At 72.6% G+C, this 20725-nt stretch carries 19 protein-coding genes and 1 tRNA gene; 10 read left to right on the top strand and 10 right to left on the bottom strand.

All coding sequences use genetic code 11. From position 1 onward, the window contains the following. The first annotated feature begins 68 nt into the window (after positions 1 to 68). The gene (locus tag MUE36_06940) at positions 69 to 911 is read left to right on the top strand and encodes an SDR family oxidoreductase (protein MCU0310661.1); all 843 of its coding nucleotides are present in this window, start codon (positions 69 to 71) and stop codon (positions 909 to 911) included. 7 nt (positions 912 to 918) lie between these two features. Further along, a complete protein-coding gene (locus tag MUE36_06935; protein ID MCU0310660.1) occupies positions 919 to 1890 on the top strand; it encodes an LLM class flavin-dependent oxidoreductase in 972 nt (323 codons plus the stop codon). 57 nt (positions 1891 to 1947) lie between these two features. Here MUE36_06935 and MUE36_06930 read toward each other — a convergent pair whose 3' ends face one another. Together MUE36_06930 and MUE36_06925 are read right to left on the bottom strand one after the other, a co-directional pair. After that, entirely contained in the window at positions 1948 to 2652 is a 705-nt protein-coding gene (locus MUE36_06930; protein MCU0310659.1) for a DUF2071 domain-containing protein, read from the bottom strand. Positions 2653 to 2793: 141 nt separating this feature from the next. Continuing rightward, positions 2794 to 3624 carry an SDR family NAD(P)-dependent oxidoreductase gene (locus MUE36_06925; protein MCU0310658.1) on the bottom strand — a complete coding sequence of 277 codons (831 nt, stop codon included), beginning with the start codon at positions 3622 to 3624 and terminating at the stop codon, positions 2794 to 2796. 96 nt (positions 3625 to 3720) lie between these two features. On the opposite strand from MUE36_06925, the gene MUE36_06920 reads away from it, so the two are divergent. Together MUE36_06920 and MUE36_06915 are read left to right on the top strand one after the other, a co-directional pair. Then, on the top strand, positions 3721 to 6351 hold the full coding sequence (locus MUE36_06920) for a glycosyltransferase (GenBank protein MCU0310657.1): 2631 nt from the start codon (positions 3721 to 3723) through the stop codon (positions 6349 to 6351). 26 nt (positions 6352 to 6377) lie between these two features. Beyond that, complete coding sequence (locus tag MUE36_06915; protein MCU0310656.1) at positions 6378 to 7436, top strand: alpha/beta fold hydrolase; 1059 nt, start codon at positions 6378 to 6380, stop codon at positions 7434 to 7436. A gap of 6 nt (positions 7437 to 7442) precedes the next feature. Here MUE36_06915 and MUE36_06910 read toward each other — a convergent pair whose 3' ends face one another. Beyond that, entirely contained in the window at positions 7443 to 8267 is an 825-nt protein-coding gene (locus tag MUE36_06910) for an SDR family oxidoreductase (protein ID MCU0310655.1), read from the bottom strand. Between the two features lie 138 nt (positions 8268 to 8405). Here MUE36_06910 and MUE36_06905 point away from each other — a divergent pair, with 138 nt between their 5' ends. The 6 genes from MUE36_06905 (at position 8406) to MUE36_06880 (ending at position 14716) form a co-directional block, all read left to right on the top strand. Beyond that, entirely contained in the window at positions 8406 to 9224 is an 819-nt protein-coding gene (locus MUE36_06905; GenBank protein MCU0310654.1) for a TauD/TfdA family dioxygenase, read from the top strand. 81 nt (positions 9225 to 9305) lie between these two features. Continuing rightward, positions 9306 to 10127: a hypothetical protein gene (locus MUE36_06900; protein ID MCU0310653.1), complete on the top strand. Its 822-nt coding sequence runs from the start codon at positions 9306 to 9308 to the stop codon at positions 10125 to 10127. 4 nt (positions 10128 to 10131) lie between these two features. Then, positions 10132 to 11337 (top strand): NADH:flavin oxidoreductase, encoded by a 1206-nt coding sequence (locus MUE36_06895; GenBank protein MCU0310652.1) that lies wholly within the window; start codon positions 10132 to 10134, stop codon positions 11335 to 11337. 1 nt (position 11338) lies between these two features. Then, positions 11339 to 12403 (top strand): phosphotransferase family protein, encoded by a 1065-nt coding sequence (locus MUE36_06890; protein MCU0310651.1) that lies wholly within the window; start codon positions 11339 to 11341, stop codon positions 12401 to 12403. A gap of 30 nt (positions 12404 to 12433) precedes the next feature. Next, positions 12434 to 12931, top strand: coding sequence for a flavin reductase family protein (locus MUE36_06885; GenBank protein MCU0310650.1), 498 nt, complete (start codon positions 12434 to 12436; stop codon positions 12929 to 12931). Positions 12932 to 13102: 171 nt separating this feature from the next. Further along, complete coding sequence (locus MUE36_06880; protein ID MCU0310649.1) at positions 13103 to 14716, top strand: HNH endonuclease; 1614 nt, start codon at positions 13103 to 13105, stop codon at positions 14714 to 14716. 117 nt (positions 14717 to 14833) lie between these two features. Here the strand turns inward: MUE36_06880 and MUE36_06875 are convergent, their stop codons facing one another. The 7 genes from MUE36_06875 to MUE36_06845 form a co-directional block, all read right to left on the bottom strand. Then, complete coding sequence (locus tag MUE36_06875; GenBank protein ID MCU0310648.1) at positions 14834 to 15736, bottom strand: alpha/beta hydrolase; 903 nt, start codon at positions 15734 to 15736, stop codon at positions 14834 to 14836. Positions 15737 to 15952: 216 nt separating this feature from the next. Then, positions 15953 to 16420 (bottom strand): nuclear transport factor 2 family protein, encoded by a 468-nt coding sequence (locus MUE36_06870; GenBank protein ID MCU0310647.1) that lies wholly within the window; start codon positions 16418 to 16420, stop codon positions 15953 to 15955. After that, on the bottom strand, positions 16417 to 17280 hold the full coding sequence (locus MUE36_06865; GenBank protein ID MCU0310646.1) for an SDR family oxidoreductase: 864 nt from the start codon (positions 17278 to 17280) through the stop codon (positions 16417 to 16419). Before MUE36_06865 ends, MUE36_06870 begins: the two co-directional genes overlap by 4 nt. Before the next feature lie 48 nt (positions 17281 to 17328). Continuing rightward, a complete protein-coding gene (locus tag MUE36_06860; GenBank protein ID MCU0310645.1) occupies positions 17329 to 18504 on the bottom strand; it encodes a D-alanyl-D-alanine carboxypeptidase family protein in 1176 nt (391 codons plus the stop codon). Positions 18505 to 18693: 189 nt separating this feature from the next. After that, complete coding sequence (locus tag MUE36_06855) at positions 18694 to 19905, bottom strand: geranylgeranyl reductase family protein (GenBank protein MCU0310644.1); 1212 nt, start codon at positions 19903 to 19905, stop codon at positions 18694 to 18696. Between the two features lie 94 nt (positions 19906 to 19999). Continuing rightward, positions 20000 to 20071: transfer RNA gene (locus MUE36_06850), tRNA-Gln, on the bottom strand. Positions 20072 to 20128: 57 nt separating this feature from the next. Beyond that, positions 20129 to 20725, bottom strand: coding sequence for a YdcF family protein (locus MUE36_06845; protein MCU0310643.1), 597 nt, complete (start codon positions 20723 to 20725; stop codon positions 20129 to 20131).

The raw sequence follows: 20725 nt of genomic DNA, 5'->3' as shown, positions 1-20725 counted from the left end.
TCCCGGGCCAACCTAAGGTGCCGGGGCCGCCCGGCACACCCATCGAACGACCAAGGGGAACTCCATCCATGTCTGACGCGTCTCGTACCGCCATCGTCACGGGGGGCGGCACCGGCATCGGCGCCGCCTGCGCCCAGCGCCTCGCCGCCGACGGGGTGGCCGTCACGATCTGTGGCCGCACCGAGAGTCGGCTCACCGACGTGGTCGCCCGGATCGCCGCGACGGGCGCACCGGGCACGGTCCGCCACCAGGTCACCGACGTCACGGTCGAGGACGACGTCGCCGCGCTCGTGACCGGGCACATCGACGCCTTCGGGCGCCTCGACGGGTTCGTCGCCAACGCCGGCGGCGGCGGCGGGATGGGCCCGTACCACCTCCAGGACACCGACGAGTTCCTCCGCGTCCTGCACCTCAACGTCCTCGGCACCATGCTGTCGGTCAAGCACGCCGTACCCCACATGGTCGCCGCCGGAGGCGGTTCGTTCGTCGGCATGTCGTCACTGGCCGGGCACCGCACCCACGTGATGTTCGGCGCCTACACCGTGGCCAAGGCCGGCATCGAGGAGATGATGAAGAACGCCGCCGACGAGTACGGGGAGGTGAAGGTGCGCTTCAACGCCGTGCGCCCGGGGTTCATCTCCACCGAGATCATGGAGGGCATCCCCCGAGACGGAGAGGTGTACGACAGCTACATCGAGCAGACCCCGCTCGGCGACGTGGGCGAACCCGAGGACGTGGCGAACCTGGTGCGGTTCCTGCTCTCCGACGAGGCCCGCTGGATCACCGGCACGGCCATCAACTGCGACGGAGGCCACCACCTGCGTCGGGGCCCGCTCTTCACCTCGTTCATCGAGCCGGTCATCGGCCACGACGCCCTGGTCGCCAGGGGCCCGGTCCCCACCGGCGAGTGAGCCGGCCGTGAAGGTCGGGATCTACCTCGACCTGCGCAACCCCGAGCCGTGGGCGCGCCCGTGGCCCGACGTCTACGGCCGGGCCCTCGACCTCGCCGTCGAGGCCGAACGGCTCGGCGCCGACATGGTGTGGCTCTCCGAACACCACCTCTTCCCCGACGGCTACCTGCCCCAGCCGCTCACCATGGCCGCGGCCCTCGCCGCATGCACGACCCGCATCGGCATCGGCACCGCGGTCCTGCTGGCCGCGCTGCGACCGGCGATGCTGGTGGCCGAGGAGGTCGCGGTCGTCGACCAGATCTCCGGCGGACGCCTGGTCCTCGGTGTCGGGGCCGGGTACAGCGTCCCCGAGTACGAGGCCTACGGCGTCGACATCGGGCGCCGCTACGGCCTCACCGACGCCGCCGTCGCCGAGGTCCGCCGTCTGCTCGACGAGGGCGTCGTCACCCCGCCGGCGGCCCAGAACCCGTTCCCGATCTGGCTGGGCTACCAGGGCCCGCAGGGCGCCCGACGGGCGGGACGCCTCGGCGTGGGCCTGCTCAGCCTCGACCGCACGCTGCTCGAGCCCTACCGCGACGGCCTGCTCGAGTCCGGGCACGACCCGGCGACGGCGCGCACCGGCGGCGTGCTCGACATCGTGCTGGCCGACGACCCCGAGCAGGCGTTCGAGGCGATCCTCCCGCACTACGCGCACCAGCTCAACAGCTACCGCCACGCCGCCGTGGCCGGCACCGGCCGGCCGCTGCCGAAGACCGTCACCGTCGACAAGCTGAAGGGCGGCGCAGAGCGACGCCACGGCATCCCCGGGCTCCGGGTGATGACGCCGACCGACGCGGTCGCCGCGCTGCGCGACGCCACGGCCGGCGCCCCCGTCGAGCACGTGTACCTGTGGGCGAGCGTGGCGGGCATGCCCGACGAGCTCGTGGAGCGCCACGTCGAGCTGCTGTGCACCGAGGTGGCGCCGGCGCTGCGGGGCTGAACCGGGCCGGGCCGGCGGGTCCACCGGGGTGACGGCCCGAGGAGTGGCGGAGACCGTTCAGACCCGTTGTGGGAGGCCGACCCGCACGGTCGCAGCATCGGCGGCGACGGCGTGGACCGGTACGTCGTCCACCGGGTAGCCGGCGGCGCGGACCAGACCGGCGTCGACCTCGATCCCGTCGCAGCGGCGCAGCTCCCACGGCTCGTGTCGGACCGGTGCCCACAGCGAGCCGCGCCGCGACCACCAGGGTGGGGCGTACAAGGCGTAGCGCTCGGTGAGGAAGGTGTCGATGGCACCGAGCCCGGTGGCCGGCGCACCCACCTCTGCGGCGACCATGCCGGTAGTCCCGTCGGAACGCAGGATCGACCAGTGCCGCCGACCCATCCCTTCGTCGGCCGTCGCACTGATCCTGGCCGGCACGTAGGGCAACGACCACGCGAGGCGAGCCACCGCGGAGGCCAGTCGAGACGAGGCGTCCAACGAGTCGAACCACACCCCGGGGCCTCTCGGTCCGACGACGTAGGTCCGGACGTTGACCTCGCTGAAGTTCTCCGCCGTGACGACGGGAGGGAGGTCACGCCCCGCCAGCACCAGCCGGAGGCGACGCATCTCGAAGGGGACGAGACCCACCCATGCCCACCCGTCGAAGAGGTCCGGCCGTACGCCGGGAGGCAGGCGACGAGCCACCACCTCGGGCCGGACCGGCCAGTGGCACCAGACGATCGCACTCCAGCGCTGGCTCATCACCACGGGCCGGGGCATCGGGCCCCCGGCGGACGAGGCGCTTCGTCCCCGGGGAGGAGGGGCGGTCGCAGGATCGGTCACGATCGGCGGAACGGTCACGCACGGACGACTATTCCTCTCGAAAGAGCAGGCGGTGGCCCGACGCGGTCCTGACGTCGCTCAGCTCGTGCTCGGCTGATCCGTCGGGGGCAACAGGCCGAGGGCCCGGGCGATGTCCTGGGCCTCGTGGTAGCTGCCGTTCTCGGCCGCCTCGTCGTCGACGAGCCACGCGATGGCCTCCCCGACGATCGAGGGATCGACGCCTCGGCTGGCCACGTCGGAGAGCCCGGCGACGAGGAGGGTCCGCTCCGTCGCGACGTACCCGGGGTCGACCGTGTACGCCCGGATGCCGGCGTGGCCGTACTCGTTGGCGAGACGATCGGCGACCCGGTGGAAGCCGGCCTTCACTGCGGCGTACGTCAGCGCCGACCCGCCCTTCCCGATGGGTCGGCGCAGCTTGTAGCGCCCCGAACCCGACCCGATGTTCACCACCGTCCCCCCGCCCCGTTCGACCATGTGGGCCACGACCGGCTGCAACAGCAGCAGCTGGGCGGTGAGGTCCCCCCACACCTGGTTCACGATGTCGTCGGGGTCGGTCTCGAGGAACGGGCGAGGTCCCTGGGCCGACACGTAGATGGCGTTGTTCACCACGACGTCGAGGTGGCCGAGGCCCTCGACGGCGGCCCCTACGGCGGGCACCAGGGCGTCACGGTCGAGGAGGTCGAGGGGCACCGTGACGGCCCGTCGGCCGAGCGACTCGATCTCCGCGGCGGTCGACTCGAGGCTCCCCGGCAGCGTGACGGCCGGATCGGCGGTGCGCGCCGTGGGGTCGCCGTCGCGCACCGTCCGGGCGGTGATCGCGACGTCGAAGCCCGCGCTGGCGAACGCCAGCGCCGTGGCCCGCCCGATACCCCGACTGGCGCCGGTGACGAGTGCGGTGCGTACGGTCATGAGGTCCTCGTGGTCGATCGTCGGTCGCGGGCGGGCGCCCGGACGGCCACCGCCGGCCGCGGTCGCACCGGTGGGCCGTCGGTACGCTACGCGCCCATGGCGGCGACCAGGGTCCTGTGGGTGGCGTTCGACGCGTGTGACCCGGTGTTGGCCCGCCGGCTCGCCGACGACGGCGCCATGCCCCACCTGGCCCGGTTCCTCGGCGACGCCGCCGTCGCTCCGACGATCACCGATCCCGGCCTGTTCGTGGGGAGCGTCTGGGCGTCGATCGCCACCGCCCGCGAGCCCACCCGCCACGGCTTCCACTGCTGGGGGGTCTACGACTCGGACACCTACGCCTACCGGGAGACCTCGCCCCACGACATCGTCGGTACGCCGTTCTGGCAGCACCTGTCGAACGCGGGTCACCGCGTCGCGATCCTCGACGTACCGCACGCCGATGCGCACGTGCCCGTCCACGGCGTCGTCGTCTCCGAGTGGGGTTGCCACGACCGCCACTTCGGGCTCCGGTCCTATCCGCTCGATCTCGCCGACGAGCTGCTCGACGAGATCGGTCCCCACCCGGTCGGTTCGCTCGCTCCCCCCGCTCCCGACGAGCTCCAGTTCGCCCCCTGCGACCGGGCCCACAGCACGGGGGCGCGGCGCACACCTGCCGAGGAGGCCGCGCTCCTCGCCGACCTGCTGTCCGGCGTGGACAACAAGCGCGACCTCTCCCTTCGGGTGCTCGACCGGGGCGGCTGGGACGTGGTCATGACCGTGTTCGGCGAGTCGCACTGCGCAGGCCACCAGCTGTGGCACCTGGCCGACCCGTCCCACCCCCGCCACGACCCCCACACCGTCGAACGGGTCGGTGGCGACCCGATCCGTCAGCTCTACGGGCGCCTCGACGACGCCCTCGGCGAGCTCCTCGGCCGCACCGACGACTCGACGACGGTCGTCGTGCAGCTCTCCGACGGGATGAGCGCCCACCACGACGGCACCCACCTCCTCGCCCCACTCCTCGAACGGCTCCAGGACCTCCACGACGGGCTCACGCCGCCCCGTCTCCGGAGCCGGGTCGGGCGCGCCGCCCACGTCGTACCCGCCCGGCTGCGCCGGTCGGTCCTCACCGCCGCCGCCCCCGCCCTACGCCGGCGCATCGACGCGACACCCGGCGAGGCGCCGACGACCGCCGACCACGACCGCCCGCCCGGACCCGACCGGCTGTGGTGGTCCACCCCGAACAACACCGTCAGCGGCGCCGTCCGCCTCAACGTGGCCGGCCGGGAAGGCCAGGGCCGCATCGCCCCGGAGGCCTACCGGCCGGCGCTCGAGTGGCTCCGCGACGCGTTCCTCGACCTGGTCAACGTCGACACCGGGCGCCCGGCCGTCCGCGACGTCCTCTTCGCCGACGACCTCTACGACCGGCGCGGCGCCGACACCTTCCCCGACCTGTTCGTCGAGTGGGACCACGACGCCCCGATCGAACGTGTCTGGTCGCCCCTCACGGGGGTGGTCGCCCGCCCCTACGACCACTGGCGCACGGGTGACCACCGCCCCGGGGGGCTCGTCGCCGTGAAGGTCCCCGGCTCGGCGGTCCCCGCCCACGTCCCCCCCGTGCGGTCCATCGACCTCGCCCCCACCGTCAGCGCCGCCATCGGGGTCACCCTCCCCGAGGTCGACGGCCGCCCGCGTGCCGACCTCCTGGGTCCGCTCGCCTCCGCGGGCCCGGTGGCCGCACCAGCGTCGGCGGATCCGGCCAGGCCCTGGCGACCCACCCGCCGGGGCCTGCGGACCGGGCTCACCACCCTCGCCCGATCCGTCGAGGACCTGCGCGCCCGGCAGCGCCGAGTCGAACAGGAGACCGGCGCGACCGTCGCCGAGCTGGACGACGAGGTGACGCGGATCGGAGAGGTGAGCCGCCGGCTCGAGACCGAGAACCGGGCCCTCACCGACCGGCTCGACCGCGCCGAACGGCTTGCGTCGCTCTTCACGACCACGGCCTGGGTCCGCAACGCACCGCGGCCCGACGGCCCCCTGGTGTCGGTGGTGACCGCCACCTACAACCGGGCCGACCTGATCGTCGGGGCCATCGACTCGGTGCGGGCGCAGTCCTACGGCCGGTGGGAGATGGTGATCGTCGACGACGGCGGCGACGACCGCACCGACGCAGTGGTGGCCGCCTACGACGACCCGCGGCTGCGCTACCTGCGAGTGGAGCACCGCGGGTGCAACCCGGCCCGCAACGCCGGCCTCCGCGCCGCCACGGGCGCCATCGTCGCCCACCTCGACGACGACAACCGGTTCGACCCGGACTGGCTCAAGGCGGTCGTCCTGGCCTTCGGCGAGCACCCCGATCGGGTCGTCCTGTATGGCGCCCGGGTGATCGACGACATGGACCGCATCTGGGGCGGCGAACCCGGCGGCATGCCCGGCGTGCACTTCGAACCCTGGGACCGCGAGGTCCTCGAGGACCACAACTTCGTCGACATGAACGTCCTCGCCCACCGGGCCGACCCGGCCCTCAGGATCGAGGAGGACGCCAACCTGCTCGGCGACTGGGACCTGGTGCTCAAGCTCTCCGAGAAGGCGGCGCCCCTCGAGGTCCCCGTGATCGCCGCTTACTACACGACGACCGCACCGGGGCGCATGACCTACGACCTGCGCTCCGCGGAGCACGACCGCCAGTACCGGGTGGTGCGGGCCGGTGTCGAGCGGCGCAGAGGGGACGCACCCACGACGGGCTGAGGGCGCATCGGCGCGACCATGGAGTCATGGCGAGGTCGCGTGCCCGGGGAGGGCTCCTGTTCGGTGTCGGCGCCCTCGTCACGGCGATCGGCGTCGGGCTGCTGCCCCACCTGTTCGCCGGATCCGTGGCGATCGTGACGGTGCTCTCCATCGTGGCGGTCCTCGGCGGGGTGGCCCTGGTGATCCTCGGGACGCGGGCGATCCTGCGGGGCAGCGGTCGGTTCGTGAGGGTGGCGGGCATCGGCGGGGCGATCGTCATGGTGGCGGTCGTGACGTGGCTCGTCGCTCCGCCGGTCGCCGCCACGAACGTGCCGGCCACCGAGATCACCGCGACGCCGGCCGACGTCGGCCTGGACCACGAGGACCTGACCCTGACGACCTCCGACGGGGTGGACCTGGCCGCGTGGTTCGTACCGGGGACGAACGGTGCGGGCGTCGTGGTCGCCCACGGCGCCGGCTCGACCCGCTCCGACGTGCTCGAGCAGTCCGCCGCCCTCGCCGAGGCGGGCTACTCGGTCCTCCTCGTCGACGCCCGCGGCCACGGCGGGAGCGACGGCACGGCCATGGACTTCGGCTGGTACGGCGACGCCGACCTGGCCGCGGCCGTCGACCTCCTCGCCACGCGGGTCGACCCCGACCGCATCGGGGTCGTGGGGTTCTCGATGGGCGGCGAGGAGGCCATCGGCGCCGCCGCGGCCGACGGGCGGATCCGGGCGGTGGTGGCCGAGGGGGCGACCGGGCGCCAGGCCGATGACAAGGCCTGGTACTCGGAGGTGTACGGCTGGCGGGGCTGGCTGCAGGAGCAGCTCGAGAAGGTGCAGTTCGGCGTCGCCGACCTCCTGACCGACGCGTCGCCCCCCACCCCGCTGCGCGCCGCCGTGGAGGCGACGGACGCCCACGTGCTGTTGATCACCGCCGGGGGGGTCGAGGACGAGGGCCACGCCGCGTCCCGGATGCGCGACGCCGCCGCCGACCGGGTCACCGTCTGGGAGGTGGAGGGTGCCGGCCACACCGGCGGGTACGAGCGCGACGCCGACGAGTGGCGCCGCCGGGTGGTGGCCTTCCTCGACGACCAGCTGCGCTGATCGGGGTCAGGCCAGGCCGCTGAAGTCGATCTGCCCGGTGGTCATCGCCGCGCTGAACCCGGAGTCGACCAGCAGGTTGACCCCGCTGATGAACGCCGCGGCGTCGCTGCCCATGAACGCCAGCGGCGGGGCGATGTCGGCGGCCACGGCCATGCGCTGCTCGCCCTGTTGGGTGACGCTCCACTCGATGACCTTGTCACCCATCGTCTCCCGGAAGTCCTTCATGAGCGGGGTGTCCACCGGTGCCGGGCAGATGCTGTTGGTGCGCACGCCCTTCGCCATCGTGACCTTCGAGTTGCGCATGGTGAACACCTGCATGCACATCTTCGAGAAGGCGTAGACGTCGGCGACCACGTCGGGATGCTCGTCGCACCAGGTCAGGAAACGGTCCCAGTCGGCGATGTCGAGCAGCTCGTTGATCTGGTCGACCTGCGCCGGCCAACCGTTGCCGGCCATGGACGCGGTGTAGACGATCGTGCCGCCCGACGGGATCCGGTCGAGGAGGTTCTCGGCGAGGCGTCGGGAGGCGAGCACGTTCACCGCCATGCAGGTACGCACCCCGGCGTTGGCGGCCACCCCGGCGTTGGAGAAGAGGACGTCGATGCGGCCCTCGAGCCGCCCACAGGCGCCGTCGATGCTGGTCGGGTCGGACAGGTCGACCTCGACGAAGGCGTCGGCGGAGCCCTCGGGCCGCTTGATGTCGAGCACGGTGACGTGCTCGACATCAAGCTCGCGGAGCAGCTCCACGAGGGCCGCCCCGATGCCGGTGGCCCCACCGGTGACCACCACGCGCTTGCCCTCGTAGCTGAACAGGTTCGACACGGTCCGCATCCCCCGGGAGTCGTCGGCGACAGTGGCACCACGCTAGTGGCCGCCGCCCCGGCCCCCGCCCGGCGCACCGGCACGGCGAACGGCCCGTGAGAGGATCACCGGGTCGGCGAGGGGCCCGACGGACGAGGAGCGACGACGGTGGAGACGACACGCCTGGCGGGAGCCCTGGGCGCCGAGGTGACCGGGATCGACTTCACCCGGGAGCTCGACGACGCCGCGCTGGCCCACGTGCACCGGGCCCTGCTCGACCACCAGGTCCTGTTGCTGCGGGCCCCCGAGATGACGCCCGACCAGCACATGGCACTGGGCCGTCGGCTCGGCGAGATCGAGGTCCACGCCTTCTTCCCGAACCTCGGCACGGGGTACGAGCAGGTCAGCGTGCTCGACTCCGACGACGGGACCACGGCATCGATGTGGCACACCGACGAGACGTTCCTCGAGTTCCCCCCGATGGGCACGCTCACCCACGCCAAGGTGCTCCCCGCCGTGGGCGGCGACACGCTCTTCGCCAGCACCACGGCCGCCTACGAGGCGCTGTCGGTGCCCATGAAGCGCTACCTCGAGGGGCTCTCGGCCGTGCACGACCTGAGTCGGGTGACCGAGCTGCGTCTGAGGTTCGGGTCGGCGACGGTCGAGGAGTACGCGGCGGCGATCGCCGCCGACCGGCGCCACGTGCACCCCGTCGTGCGCACCCATCCCGAGACCGGAGCCAAGGGGCTGTTCGTCAACCCCACCTACACCCGCCACGTGGTGGGGCTGCCCCCCGACGAGAGCGACATGCTGCTCGGCCACCTCTTCCGCCACGTGACCAAGGAGCCCTTCACCTACCGCCACCGCTGGCAGGTCGGGGACCTCCTCGTCTGGGACAACCGGGCCACCATGCACATGGTCCTGGCCGACTTCGCCGGGCGGCGCCTCATGTACCGCGTGTCCGTGGTCGGTGCCCGGGGAGGTTGAGGCGCCGAGCCCCGGTGGGATCCGGCCACGGGCCGGCGGGGTACGGTCACGGAGCACGGACGAGGAGCCAGGGGGAGGACCATGACCTATCCGCTCGAGGTCGGCGGCGCCGACGACTACGCCGTCGAGGTGGGGAGCATGCTGCTCACGATGGTCGACCCGAACCCCGGGTTCGAGAAGGCCTACAACCGCTGGTACGAACGGGACCACTTCTACGCCGGTTGCATGACCGGACCCTGGCAGCTCGCCGGCAGCCGCTGGGTGGCGCCGCGCTCCCTCAAGGACCTGCGCTGGCCGGCCGGCGAGGAGACCATCGCCTCGCCGACCGACGCCGGGTCCTACGTGGCCATCTACTGGGTCGAGAAGGGACACCACGACGAGTGGGTGGCGTGGGGTCAGGAGCAGGTGGCCTGGCTGTACGGGAACGGCCGCGGCTTCTCCGAGCGGCGCCACACCCACACCGTGCTCTACGACCACGTGGGCAGCGACTACCGCGACGACGACCCCGTCCCCATGCTGGTGGCCCTCGATCACGGGTACGACGGCATCGTCCTCGTCTGGTTCGACGGACTCGACGGGCTCGAGGCGCCCGACCTCCTCGACCGCCTCCGCGCCGACGCCCTGCCGGCGCTCCTCGCCGGTTCGTCCATCGAGATCGTGTCGAGCTTCCGCCCCAACGCCGACCCCGCCAAGGACCAGCCCATGGACCTCGGCACCCCGGCCGGAGGCCCCGAGCGCCTCTGCCAGATCCTGTTCCTGCACGGCGACGTGACCGAGGCACTGGCCGGGGTGAGGGCCTACACCGACGCCGTCGAGGCCGCCGGCCTGGCCGAGACCCGCCTCGTGGCCCCCTTCCTGCGCACCGTGCTCGGCACCGACACCTACGCCGACGAGCTCTGGTAGCCCCGTGGACGCACCCGACCCCTTCGCCCCCGCCCAGCTCGGTCCCCTCACGCTGCGCAACCGCGTCGTCAAGGCCGCCACCTTCGAGGGCGTGGTCCCCGAGGCCCTGGTCACCGAGGAGCTGATCGACTTCCACCGACGCCCCGCTGCCGGCGGCGTGGCCATGACCACGGTCGCCTACCTCGCCGTCAGCCCCGAGGGTCGCACCCACGCCGAGTGCATCTGGCTGCGACCCGAGGCGGTGCCGGGGCTGGCCCGCCTCGCCGACGCCGTCCACGCCGAGGGCGCCAAAGTGTCCGCCCAGATCGGCCACGCCGGACCGGTGGCGAACGCCAAGAGCAACCGGGCGCCTGCACTGGCGCCCTCACGCTCGTTCAACCCCGTGTCGATGAAGGTCACCCGCGCCGTCACCGACGACGACATCACCCGGATCACCCTCGACTACGAGCGCGGCGCCCGCTACGTGGCCGCGGCCGGGTTCGACGCCATCGAGATCCACCTGGCCCACAACTACCTGCTCTCCTCGTTCCTGTCGCCGAGGGTCAACAAGCGCTCCGACCACTGGTCGGGCAGCCTCGAGAACCGGGCCCGCTTCGCACGCCAGGTGGTCCGGTCGGTGCGCGAGGCGGTGGGGCCGGCGATGGCGGTCACCGCCAAGGTCAGCCTCGACGACGGTGTGCCGGGCGGCTTCAAGGCGCCCGACAGCGCGGAGTTCGCGGCGATGCTCGAGGCGGACGGCCACCTCGACGCGCTCGAGCTGACCGGCGGGAGCTCGCTCGCCAACCCCATGTACCTGTTCCGGGGCGACGCCCCGCGCGAGGACTTCGCGAAGACGCTCCCCCCGGTCGCCCGGCTCGGCTTCAAGCTCGTCGGGGAGAAGATGATGCCCGCCTACCCGTTCGAGGAGGCCTACTTCCTCGACAAGGCGAAGGCCGTGCGGGCCCGGGTCGACATGCCCCTCATCCTGCTGGGGGGCATCAACACCCGGGCGACGATCGACCTCGCCATGTCCGAGGGCTTCCAGTTCGTGGCCATGGGTCGGGCGCTGCTGCGCGAGCCCGATCTCCTGCAGCGCATGCAGGCCGGCGAGACCGACGCCGGGAACTGCATCCACTGCAACCGCTGCATGCCGACCATCTACTCGGGGAGCCGCTGCGTGATCGACCACCCCGCACCGATCGTGGTGCCCCCCGCCCACTCCATCCGCTGACATGGCGGGGCCCGCGGCGCCGTTCCCCGTGGAGGAGGCCGTGCCCGCCGAGGCGCTGGGGTCGTGGGTGCACGACCACGTGGCCGGGGCGTCCGGGCCGGTGCGCATCGACCACCTCTCCGGCGGTTCGTCCAACCTCACGTTCCGGGTGCGCGACGACCTCAACGACTGGGTCCTGCGGCGCCCGCCGATGGGGCGGCTCCTCGCCACCGCCAACGACATGGGTCGCGAGTACACGGTGCAGGCCGCGCTGGCCGGCACCGACGTGCCCGTGGCCACCCCGGTGGCCCGGTGCGACGACCCGGGGGTGATCGGCGCGCCCTTCTACCTGATGGAACGCCTGGACGGCGTCGTGTACGACGACGCCGAGGCCGTCGACCACCTCAGCGAGGTGCAGGCCGCGGCGGCCACCGACGAGCTGGTCGACGTCCTCGCCCGACTCCACGCCGTCGACCCCGAGGCGGTCGGGCTCGGGGGGTTCGGCCGCCCGGCGGGCTTCCTCGAACGCCAGGTGGCGCGGTGGCGGACGCAGTGGGAGGCCTCCCGGCGTTGCGAGGTGCCGGCGATCGACGAGGTCCTCGATCGGCTGGCCCGGTCGCTGCCCCCGGAGGCGGGAGCGTCGATCGTCCACGGCGACTACAGCTTCAACAACACGATGTGGGACCGCGTCGAGCCGACCCGGATGATCGGGGTGCTCGACTGGGAGATGTCGACCCTGGGGGACCCGCTCACCGACCTGGGCATGGTCGTCATGTACTGGGGCGACATGGGGGCGCTGCTGTGGCGCCAGCGCGTGCCCCAGCCCCACCGCCTCAACCCCGGCTTCCCGTCCGGCGACCACCTCGTCGACCGCTACGCCGCCGTGAGCGGACGCGACGTCGACCACATCGACGTCTACTGCGTGCTGGCTGCGGTGAAGATCGCCGTGATCGTGGCGGGCAACCAGGCCCGGATCGCCGCCACCGACCCCGACCGGGCGGCGGGCATCCAGCCCACCGTCGACGCACTGGCCCAGCTGGCCCTCGAGCGGGCGGCGGCCTCGTCGGTGCCGACGCTGCGTCGCTGAACGCCGGTCCTCGGTCCGTAGGATCGCCGCATGGCCATCGACGACGAGCTGCTCAACCGCGTGACGTGGAAGATCCCCAACGCCCTGGCCCTGGTCGGCTCACGGGCCGGGGACGAGCGCAACGCCATGACCACGAGCTGGATCACCCAGCTCTCGATGGAGCCGGTGCTGATCGGCGTCGGTGTCGACAACAGCGCGGTCACCCACCGCCTCATCAGCTCTGGCGGCTCGTTCACGGTCAACCTTTGGGACGCCGAGGACACGCGCGTGTTCGTGAAGTTCTCGAAGCCCGCCACGGCCGACGGCGACACGCTCAACGGTCGTCCCGTCCGCACCGCGGCGACGGGTGCGCCGGTCTTCGACGAGGCGATTGCGTGGATGGACTGCGAGCTGCGCCACACCCTCGACCTCGGCAGCCACACGTTGTTCGTCGGCGAGGTGGTCGACGCCTCGATCCGCGATGACGAGGCCCGGCCGGCCTCGATGAGCGACACCCGCATGAAGTACGGCGGAGTGAAGCGCCACTGAGCGCCGGCACGGACCGACGGGGCGACACCGTCGGCCGTCGGCCGCGGTTGCGAGCGACCACAACCGTGACCGCTCCGCGCGCCGGCCAAGCCACGGACGGTCGTGATCTTCTCCAATGATTTTCTAGGTTTTCATGTTGTTGTTCGTACATGTGTTTGATAGTGTGGAGGTATGGTCAGAGGGATCAAGCGACGCCAACTGAGCGAGGCGATCGACGGGGTGGATCCGCAGTCGAACTCGGTCGTGGTCGCGGAGTTGCTGGCGGCGCGACAACGGCTCGAGGCCAAGGTCTGCGAGGCACTGTCGGGGTTCCTGGCCCGGGGCTTGCACCAGGTCGAGGGGTGGTCGTCGCCCGTCGGCTGGTTGAAGGCGCACGGCCTGTCCGATCCGGACGCGAAGCGTTTGGCGGTGCGGGCCGCCCGCCTGGCGGCGTGGCCGGAGCTGGCCCGGCGGTGGTTCGACGGCGAACTGTCGGCCCCGCAGGTCGAGGCCGTCGTCGCGTTGGTGCCGAAGCGGTTGGTCGACCTGTTCGCCGAGCACGACACCGAGGTGTCGCCGTTGCTGGTCGGGTTGTCGTTGGTGGACACCACCACCGCGGTGCGGCACTGGGTCGCGCGCGCCGAGGCCGTCACCGATGAGACAGACCGTCCGGAAGCGAGCGGATCGATGGTGCACCTGTCACGCACCCTCGACGGGCGAGCCATCCTCGACGCCGAACTCGACCCCGACACCGCCGCTCTCGCGGAGGTGGCGTTGCGGATCGCGGAGCGTCCCGACGAACCCGGTGAGTTCCGCACGCTGACCGAACGACGCGGCGATGCCTTCGGCACCGTGGTCCGGTTCTTCTGCGACCACTACGCCGAGCTCGGGTCGCGCCCGGGGCGCCAACACCCGCATGTCGCGGTGACCATCGATCCCGATGCGCTGATCGCCGGCGCGCTGCGGGGCCTGGGGATCACCACCGTCGAGGACCTCGAACGGCTCGTGGCGGCGAGGTATGTCGGGGTCTTCGAAGAGGCCCTGTTCCGCGACGCCCTCGCCCATGCCGCCGGCACCCCGGTCGACCACGACCGCCACCCGCTCAGTGCCGAGAGCCTGGCCCGGTTGTTCACCGAGGGAACCCTCCTGCACCGACTGCTCACTGCCGAGGGCCAGGTCATCGACCGGGGTCGCGACCTGCGCCTCGCCTCACCGAACCTGCGCGACGCCATGATCACCCGCGACCGCGGGTGCCGGTTCCCGCACTGCGACGCCCCCACCGCCTGGGTGCACGCCCACCACCTGAAGCACTGGGAAGCCGGCGGGCGGACCGATCTCGCCAACCTGGCCGGTCTTTGCGCCACCCACCACGGCGTCGTCCACCGTCACGGCTGGGACCTCGAGCTCGAGCCCGACGGGACCCTGATCTTCCAACGACCCGACGGCCAGACCCTCACGTCCCCGCCACCCCGACGGCACCGACCAGCACCCCTGCCGCTCCACCACCCCAAGACCGGCGGGCTCATCCCCCAGTTCCCCGACCCCGCACGGCCCTCGACGGCGGCCGGCCGCACCAAACCCGCCGCGATCAACCCGACGAGCCCAGGAGACACCGACGATCTCAAGGGTTCCGGCCGCCCGGCCCCCGGTGATGCGCTCCCCGACACCGACGAAGCCAGCGAACACGAGACCGCCCTCATGGTCCGAGCCCGCGTCGTCGACCTCGTCCGACGCCACCACCGGCCCCGACGACAGCCGCACCCCGATCAGCCTGCCGAGCCCGACGCGTGGCCCGAGGGCGGCTGAGCGCTCGAGCCCGGTCGCAGACCACACGTCGAGTCGGGCCCAGGCCAGCCGGGCCAGTTGGACCCGGAATCAGTCGATCCGTGCTGAGCCCGTCGAGCGCACGGCCCGGAGGCCGGGTCACTGCGAGGGCGAGCCCTCCCGATGGCGGTCGAGGAAGTCGAGCACGGCCGCAGTGAACAGGTCGTTGCGGTCCCCCGCCACCATGTGACCGGCACCGGCCACGTCGACGAACTCGACCTCGGGGAACCGCTCCAGGAACCGGCGACACCGCTCGGGGCTGACGAGATCGCTCACTCTGCCCCGGACCAGCAACACGGGACCCGACGCCACCATCACCTCCACCGCCCGGTGCAGTCGGTCCTTGTCGCCGATCTCCGACGGCGGCAGGTCGGCCGTCCCGCCCACGAAGGCCGGATCCCAGTGCCAGTAGTAGCGGCCGTCGCGCTCCCGCACGTTCTTGGCCAGTCCCGACAGATCGGTCGGGCGGGGTCGGTGCGGGTTGTAGGCGGCGATGGCATCGGCGACCTCCTCGAGGGAGTCGAAGCCCGTGACGGCGTGCTCGGCCATGAACGACTGGATGCGGCTGGCGCCGCCCGGCTCCATGTCGGGGATGATGTCGACCAGCACCACGCCGCGGGCGATGCCGGGGGCGAGCTCACCGGCCAGGAGCATCGAGGTCAGGCCTCCGAGCGACGCCCCGATCAGGAAGGGGCGCTCGGCCAGGCTCTCGGCCACCACCTGCACGTCGGCGGCGAAGCTCACGAGCCGGTAGTCGGTGGCCTCGGACCAGTCGGACTCGCCGTGGCCGCGGGCATCGACGGTGATCGCCTGCCAACCCTTCTCGGCGAGGGTCCTGGCCGTGCCGTCCCAGGAGTGACGGGTCTGGCCGCCACCGTGCAGTAGCAGCACCGGCGGCGCATCGGCCGTCCCTCGCCGGTCGGCGACGAGGCCCACGCCACCGGTGCTGTGGAACGTGAGACGAGTAGGTTCGATCTCGCTCTCCCCCGGTTCGTTCTCCATGAGCCCCCCGGCTGGGTGACGATCCCGGCAACCTACCGCCGTCGACGCTCGCCGACGACCGGCCGATCTACGAACCGACCGAGGGTCGCCCGCAGCACGGCGAACACCGCTTCCGCCGGGGTGGGGATGGTGCGGTGGACCTCGATCCGCTCTGTCTCAGCCGTGACGGCAGTCTCGCCGAGCGCACTTGAGAGCGTCCGAGACCAGGTTCCCGGCTCAGGGCCCGCTCACCGCTCGGTCCTCGGTGAACTCGACCTGGAGGTGGCGCTGAGCGATGCGCCAGCCCTCGTCGAGGCGGACGTAGCGGTCGAGGTACCGGATGTGCATGACGTAGTCGAAGGGGGCGGTCACACCGTCGGGCCCCTCGACGTCACGGAGGTGGTGGGCCAGGCAGTAGGTGTGCCCGGTGGCGGTGTCGCCGTCGATCTCGACCGCCTGGTTGGCCACGACGTGAAGGGTGCGGTCGTAGCGGCTGAGGCCCCCCATGGCGGTGGCGATGGCCTCGCGTCCGATGCGCTCGCGCACCGGCTCGGCCTGGCCGGCGTCGAAGATCCGCAGCGCACCCTCGGGGGCGAAGAGCTCCGCCGCCGACGCCGGGTCGTCGCTGTCGACGCGGAAGGCGTAGGCCTCGACCAGGTCGCGCAACGCGAGACGGTCGAGCAGATAGGCCTGTCCGTCGCTCACGGCTGGACGCCCTCCGGCGGCCAGTCGGGCAGGAGCCCCAGGTCGGCGCACAGCTTGGGTGCGTAGATCCACTTGCCGACGAAGCGCAGGGCGCCGGGGTCGGTGCACAGCCACGCCACCACCGCCGCAGTGGCCTCGGCGGGCGCCGAGCCGAAGCCGCTCTCGAAGTCGTCGTCGGGGTTGAGGGCCTTGCGCTTCTCGGTCGCCACGTTGCCGGGGTCGACGTTGAACGCCCGCACGCCGCGGTCGCGGAACTCCGCCTCGATGCCCCCGGCGACCCGCCCGAAGGCCGCCTTCGACGCCGAGTAGGCGATCCCCCATCCCCCGTCCCCGGCGGGCCCGGGCGGGTCGTGGCGGGCGGACCCCGACACCATGTTCACGACCTTGCCCTCGCCCCGTTCGAGCATGTGGGGGACCACGAGCTGGATGAGGCGGATCTGGTGGGAGAAGTTCCCGCGCATCAGGTTGTCGAGATCACCCTGGCGCATGTCGAGGATGCGGTCCATGGTGCCGCCCCCCTGGTAGATGGCGTTGTTGAACAGCACGTCGATGCGGCCCCAGGCGTCGAGCACCGTGGCGGGCACCGCTTCGACGGCGGCGAGGTCGAGCAGGTCCATGGGGATGGACAGCGCCCGGCGACCGCGGCGCTCGATCTCGGCGGCGGTCGACTCGAGGCTCCCGGGGACGGCCACCACCGGCTCGTCGCCGCGCACCGAGTTCGGCTCGCTGCGCCCCTCGCCCTCACGGACGGTGCGGGCGGTGATGGCGACGTCGAACCCGGCCTCGGCCAGCGCCAGGGCGGACGCCTTCCCGATCCCCCGACTCGCTCCGGTCACCACCGCGACGGGTGTGTCCCCCATTGCCGCCCTCCTCGTCGTCCCGGAGCGGGACCCTATCCCGGGGCGGGTTCAGCTTCCGTCGACCGACCAGTGCCAGGGCTCGCTGGGCAGGTTCACGAAGCCCCAGCGCCCGGCGTTGGCCGCCAGCCACTGGAACCCCGGGTCGCTGCGGCTCTGGATGATGCGACCGTTCACCGCGAAGTCGATGGCCAGGCCCTGCTCGTGCTTCGACCGGCCGGGGATGGCCGTGGGCGGGCTGCACTGGTCGGGCGGCATCTGGTAGATGGCGTAGTCGCTGGTGCCGCAGTGCTGGCGCCGTAGGGCGATCTGGGCCGAGGAGTCGCGATAGCCGGTGCCGGAGAAGGCGAAGCCGTCGGCCCGGGCGGCGTCGAGGAGCGCGGCCACGTTGGAGGCGATCGATCCGGCGACGGTGATCCCGCCCACCGTGGTGAGCCCACCGGGGCGGGGGATGACGGTGACCGGGCCACCGCCACCGCCACCGCCGCCGCCACCCCCACCGCCGGAGGACGTCGATGCCTCACGGGCGGCGGACAGCTGCGCGGCGATGGCCGCCTGCTCCGAGGCGATGCGCGACGCCAGCTCGGCGTCGAGGGCGGCGAGGGACTGCGACTCGGCCAGCCGGTCGCTGAGGCGGTCGCTGATCTGGGCGGCGACCCGCTGTTGCTCGGCCTGGGCCGCCTCGAGGCCGGCGGCCTTCTCGCTCAGGGAGCGACGACGACCCTCGGCCTCGGCCCGGGCCGCTTCGGCCTCGTCGCGCTGGTCCTCGAGGAGGCGCTTGGCGGCACCGAGCTCGTCGACGGCGTCGAGCTTGTCACCGTTGGTGACGTCGAGGAGGGCCTGCTTGGTGCTCGCCTCGTTGGCCGTCTCCTCCTGGAACAACGACAGCACCTGATCGGCGCCCGGGCGCACGTAGGCGTCGACGGCCGCCGAGACCACCTGGCCGCGGAGCTCCTCGATCCGCGCCTCGGTGGCCCGGGCGTCGCGCTCGGCCCGGGCCGCTTCGGCCTCGGCGTCGTCGACCGCCCGTTGGGCGTCGGCGACCTGGGCCCGCGTGGCCCTCACGTTGGCGTCGAGGTCGGCGAGGGCCTGGCTCACCTGGGCGTCGCTGGCCCGCAGCGTGTCGATCTGCCCGGCGACCTCGGCGCGCTGACGCTTGACGTCGCGCTGCTCCGCGGCCGAGTCGGCCGCCGCGCCGGTCGACGGCGAGAAGCCGGCAAAGGCCACGGCGACGACCGTGACCCCGGCGAGCAGACTCCGGGTGCGGCGCGAAAGATGAAACGGCAACGACATGAAGAGGGCGCTCCGAACGGCTGCGGGGTGCGGGTCACGGCTTGGCCGTAACGGAACCGCAATATAGCCGACCTCGACCCCCGCCCGGCGGACAGCTCGCGGGGACGGGCCCGGAGGCCTCCCCTAACGTGCCGCGGGGCGGGTGAGCACCGGGTCGAGCAGGGCCAGGCCCCGCCCGCCGATCGAGAGCGCCCGGCCGGCGAGGCCGGGGTGCTCGGGTTCGACGAGGTTGGCCATGATGTCGAGGACGAGGCGCATGGTGAACCCCGTCGAGAGGGCGAAGCCCAGCAGCACCCGCAGCAACTGCGGCCGGCCGATGACCCACGCGAAGCGCCGGGCGGTGGCGAAGAACTCGTCGTACTCCGCCTCCAGGCGATGGAGGTAGGCCACGTGGGCATGGTGAGGTGAGTCGACGAAGCAGGCTGCGGCGAGACGACCCGTCTCCATGCCGTAGTCGATCCCCTCACCGTTGAACGGGTTGACCAGCCCGGCGGCGTCGCCGATCGCCACCCACCCGGGGCCGCCCCGGTGGGCGACGTGCATGGGGAGACGCCACGCCTTCGGGCGGGCGATCACCTCCCCGAGCCCCCAGCTCTCACGGATCTGCTCGGTGTAGGCGGCGAGCATCCGGTTGAGGTTGAGGTCGGAGAAGTTGCGCATCGTCGACAGCGCTCCCACACCGACGTTCACCATCCCGTCACCGGCCGGGAACACCCAGCCGTACCCGGGGACGATGCCGCCGTCCGGACCCTTCACGGTGAGGCAGGCCTCCATGTAGCGGTCGTCGGCCCGGGTGGACGGGATGTAGGCGCGGATGGCGAGGCCGAACGGCGAGGAGGGGACCCGCACGGCCCCGAGGGCCCGGGCCGCCGGGGAGCCCGCACCGGACGCCACCACCACGAGGTCGGCGGTGACGTCGCCAGCCGCCGTTCGGACGCCGGTGACCCGCCCCCGATCGACGATCGGCTCGGCGGCGCAGTGCTCACGGAGGTCGGCGCCGGCCTTGGCCGCCGTGTCCATCAACAGCGCGTCGAACTGGGCCCGGGGGGCGACCGCGCCGCGGGCGGGGAAGGGCCCGTCGGGCCAGAGGACCTCGCGCTCGGCGCGACCCGCCTGGACCCGCAGGCCGTCGATGCGGTGGAAGCCGTCCATGTCGACCCCGAGATCGTCGAGCTCCGCGACCGCCCGGGGCGTCAGCCCGTCACCACAGGACTTGTCGCGCCCCCGCGCCGCCTTCTCGAACAGCACCACGTCGGCCCCGGCGCGGGCCGCCCAGGTGGCGGCCGCGGAGCCCGCCGGGCCGGCTCCGATCACTGCGACGTCGCACCGTTCCACGCCCCGGAGTCTCGCCGGGTTCAGCGCGAATTCCCCCATCGGAGCCCGGACGCGTCACGGGCGCCGACCGGAGTCGGCGCCCGTGATCGTCGTGCTCGGGGGGGAGGACTCGAACCCCCAACAGCTGGACCAGAACCAGTCGTGTTGCCAATTACACCACCCCCGAAGGATGGTCCCCGGAGGGCACGCCGAGGGTACCGGCTGACCCGAGGGGCGACCAACCTCACGAGAGCCAGGAGGACAGCCGCCGGTAGCCCACGATCCGCCCGGCCGCCACCGCCGCGGTCTCGCGGACGAGGCCCCGGAGCGTGGTCGAGGAATCGGTCGGCGAGACGTGGGCGTCGAGGCCGACCTCTCGGGCGATGGCCTCCACCCGCTCGGCGTGGTAGGGGTCCGTCACGACGATCACGTTGCGCCCCGTCCCGGCCTGGTCGACGATCAGCGCCGACGCCGACAGCTCCTCGTAGCTGTTCGTCCCCTCGACCTCCACCTTGATGGCCTCGTCGGGGAGGCCGATCTCGCGCAGGTACCGATACCCGCTCTGGCCCTGGGTGACGGCGTCGCCGATCTGCTTCCCCCCGGTGACCACCACGATCGGGGCGGCGCCGTCGCGGTACAGCTGGGCGGCGTGGTCGAGCCGGGCCTGCAGGACCGGGGACGGGCGCCCGTTCCACTGGGCGGCGCCCATCACCACGATCGCCGAGGCGGGCGTGGCGTCGTCCTGGTTCGAGGCCTGCCAGACCTGCACGAAGGTGACGCCGACGTACAGGACGCCGAGGAGACCGAGCAGCACGACCAGCCGGAGGCCCCAGCGGATCAC

The organism is Acidimicrobiales bacterium (genome assembly GCA_025455885.1).
In the GTDB taxonomy this organism is placed as follows: domain Bacteria; phylum Actinomycetota; class Acidimicrobiia; order Acidimicrobiales; family Acidimicrobilacustridaceae; genus Rhabdothermincola_A.
Note: the sequence above shows the minus strand (reverse complement) of the source record. Positions and strands in the feature narration are given on the sequence as shown.

Excerpts from the sequence above, each read along its gene's own strand:
- MUE36_06940 (MCU0310661.1), top strand. The coding sequence starts at position 69 with ATGTCTGACGCGTCTCGTACCGCCATCGTCACGGGGGGCGGCACCGGC.
- MUE36_06930 (MCU0310659.1), bottom strand. The coding sequence starts at position 2,652 with ATGCCCCGGCCCGTGGTGATGAGCCAGCGCTGGAGTGCGATCGTCTGG.
- MUE36_06925 (MCU0310658.1), bottom strand. The coding sequence starts at position 3,624 with ATGACCGTACGCACCGCACTCGTCACCGGCGCCAGTCGGGGTATCGGG.
- MUE36_06920 (MCU0310657.1), top strand. The coding sequence starts at position 3,721 with ATGGCGGCGACCAGGGTCCTGTGGGTGGCGTTCGACGCGTGTGACCCG.
- MUE36_06915 (MCU0310656.1), top strand. The coding sequence starts at position 6,378 with ATGGCGAGGTCGCGTGCCCGGGGAGGGCTCCTGTTCGGTGTCGGCGCC.
- MUE36_06910 (MCU0310655.1), bottom strand. The coding sequence starts at position 8,267 with ATGCGGACCGTGTCGAACCTGTTCAGCTACGAGGGCAAGCGCGTGGTG.
- MUE36_06900 (MCU0310653.1), top strand. The coding sequence starts at position 9,306 with ATGACCTATCCGCTCGAGGTCGGCGGCGCCGACGACTACGCCGTCGAG.
- MUE36_06890 (MCU0310651.1), top strand. The coding sequence starts at position 11,339 with ATGGCGGGGCCCGCGGCGCCGTTCCCCGTGGAGGAGGCCGTGCCCGCC.
- MUE36_06885 (MCU0310650.1), top strand. The coding sequence starts at position 12,434 with ATGGCCATCGACGACGAGCTGCTCAACCGCGTGACGTGGAAGATCCCC.
- MUE36_06880 (MCU0310649.1), top strand. The coding sequence starts at position 13,103 with ATGGTCAGAGGGATCAAGCGACGCCAACTGAGCGAGGCGATCGACGGG.
- MUE36_06875 (MCU0310648.1), bottom strand. The coding sequence starts at position 15,736 with ATGGAGAACGAACCGGGGGAGAGCGAGATCGAACCTACTCGTCTCACG.
- MUE36_06865 (MCU0310646.1), bottom strand. The coding sequence starts at position 17,280 with ATGGGGGACACACCCGTCGCGGTGGTGACCGGAGCGAGTCGGGGGATC.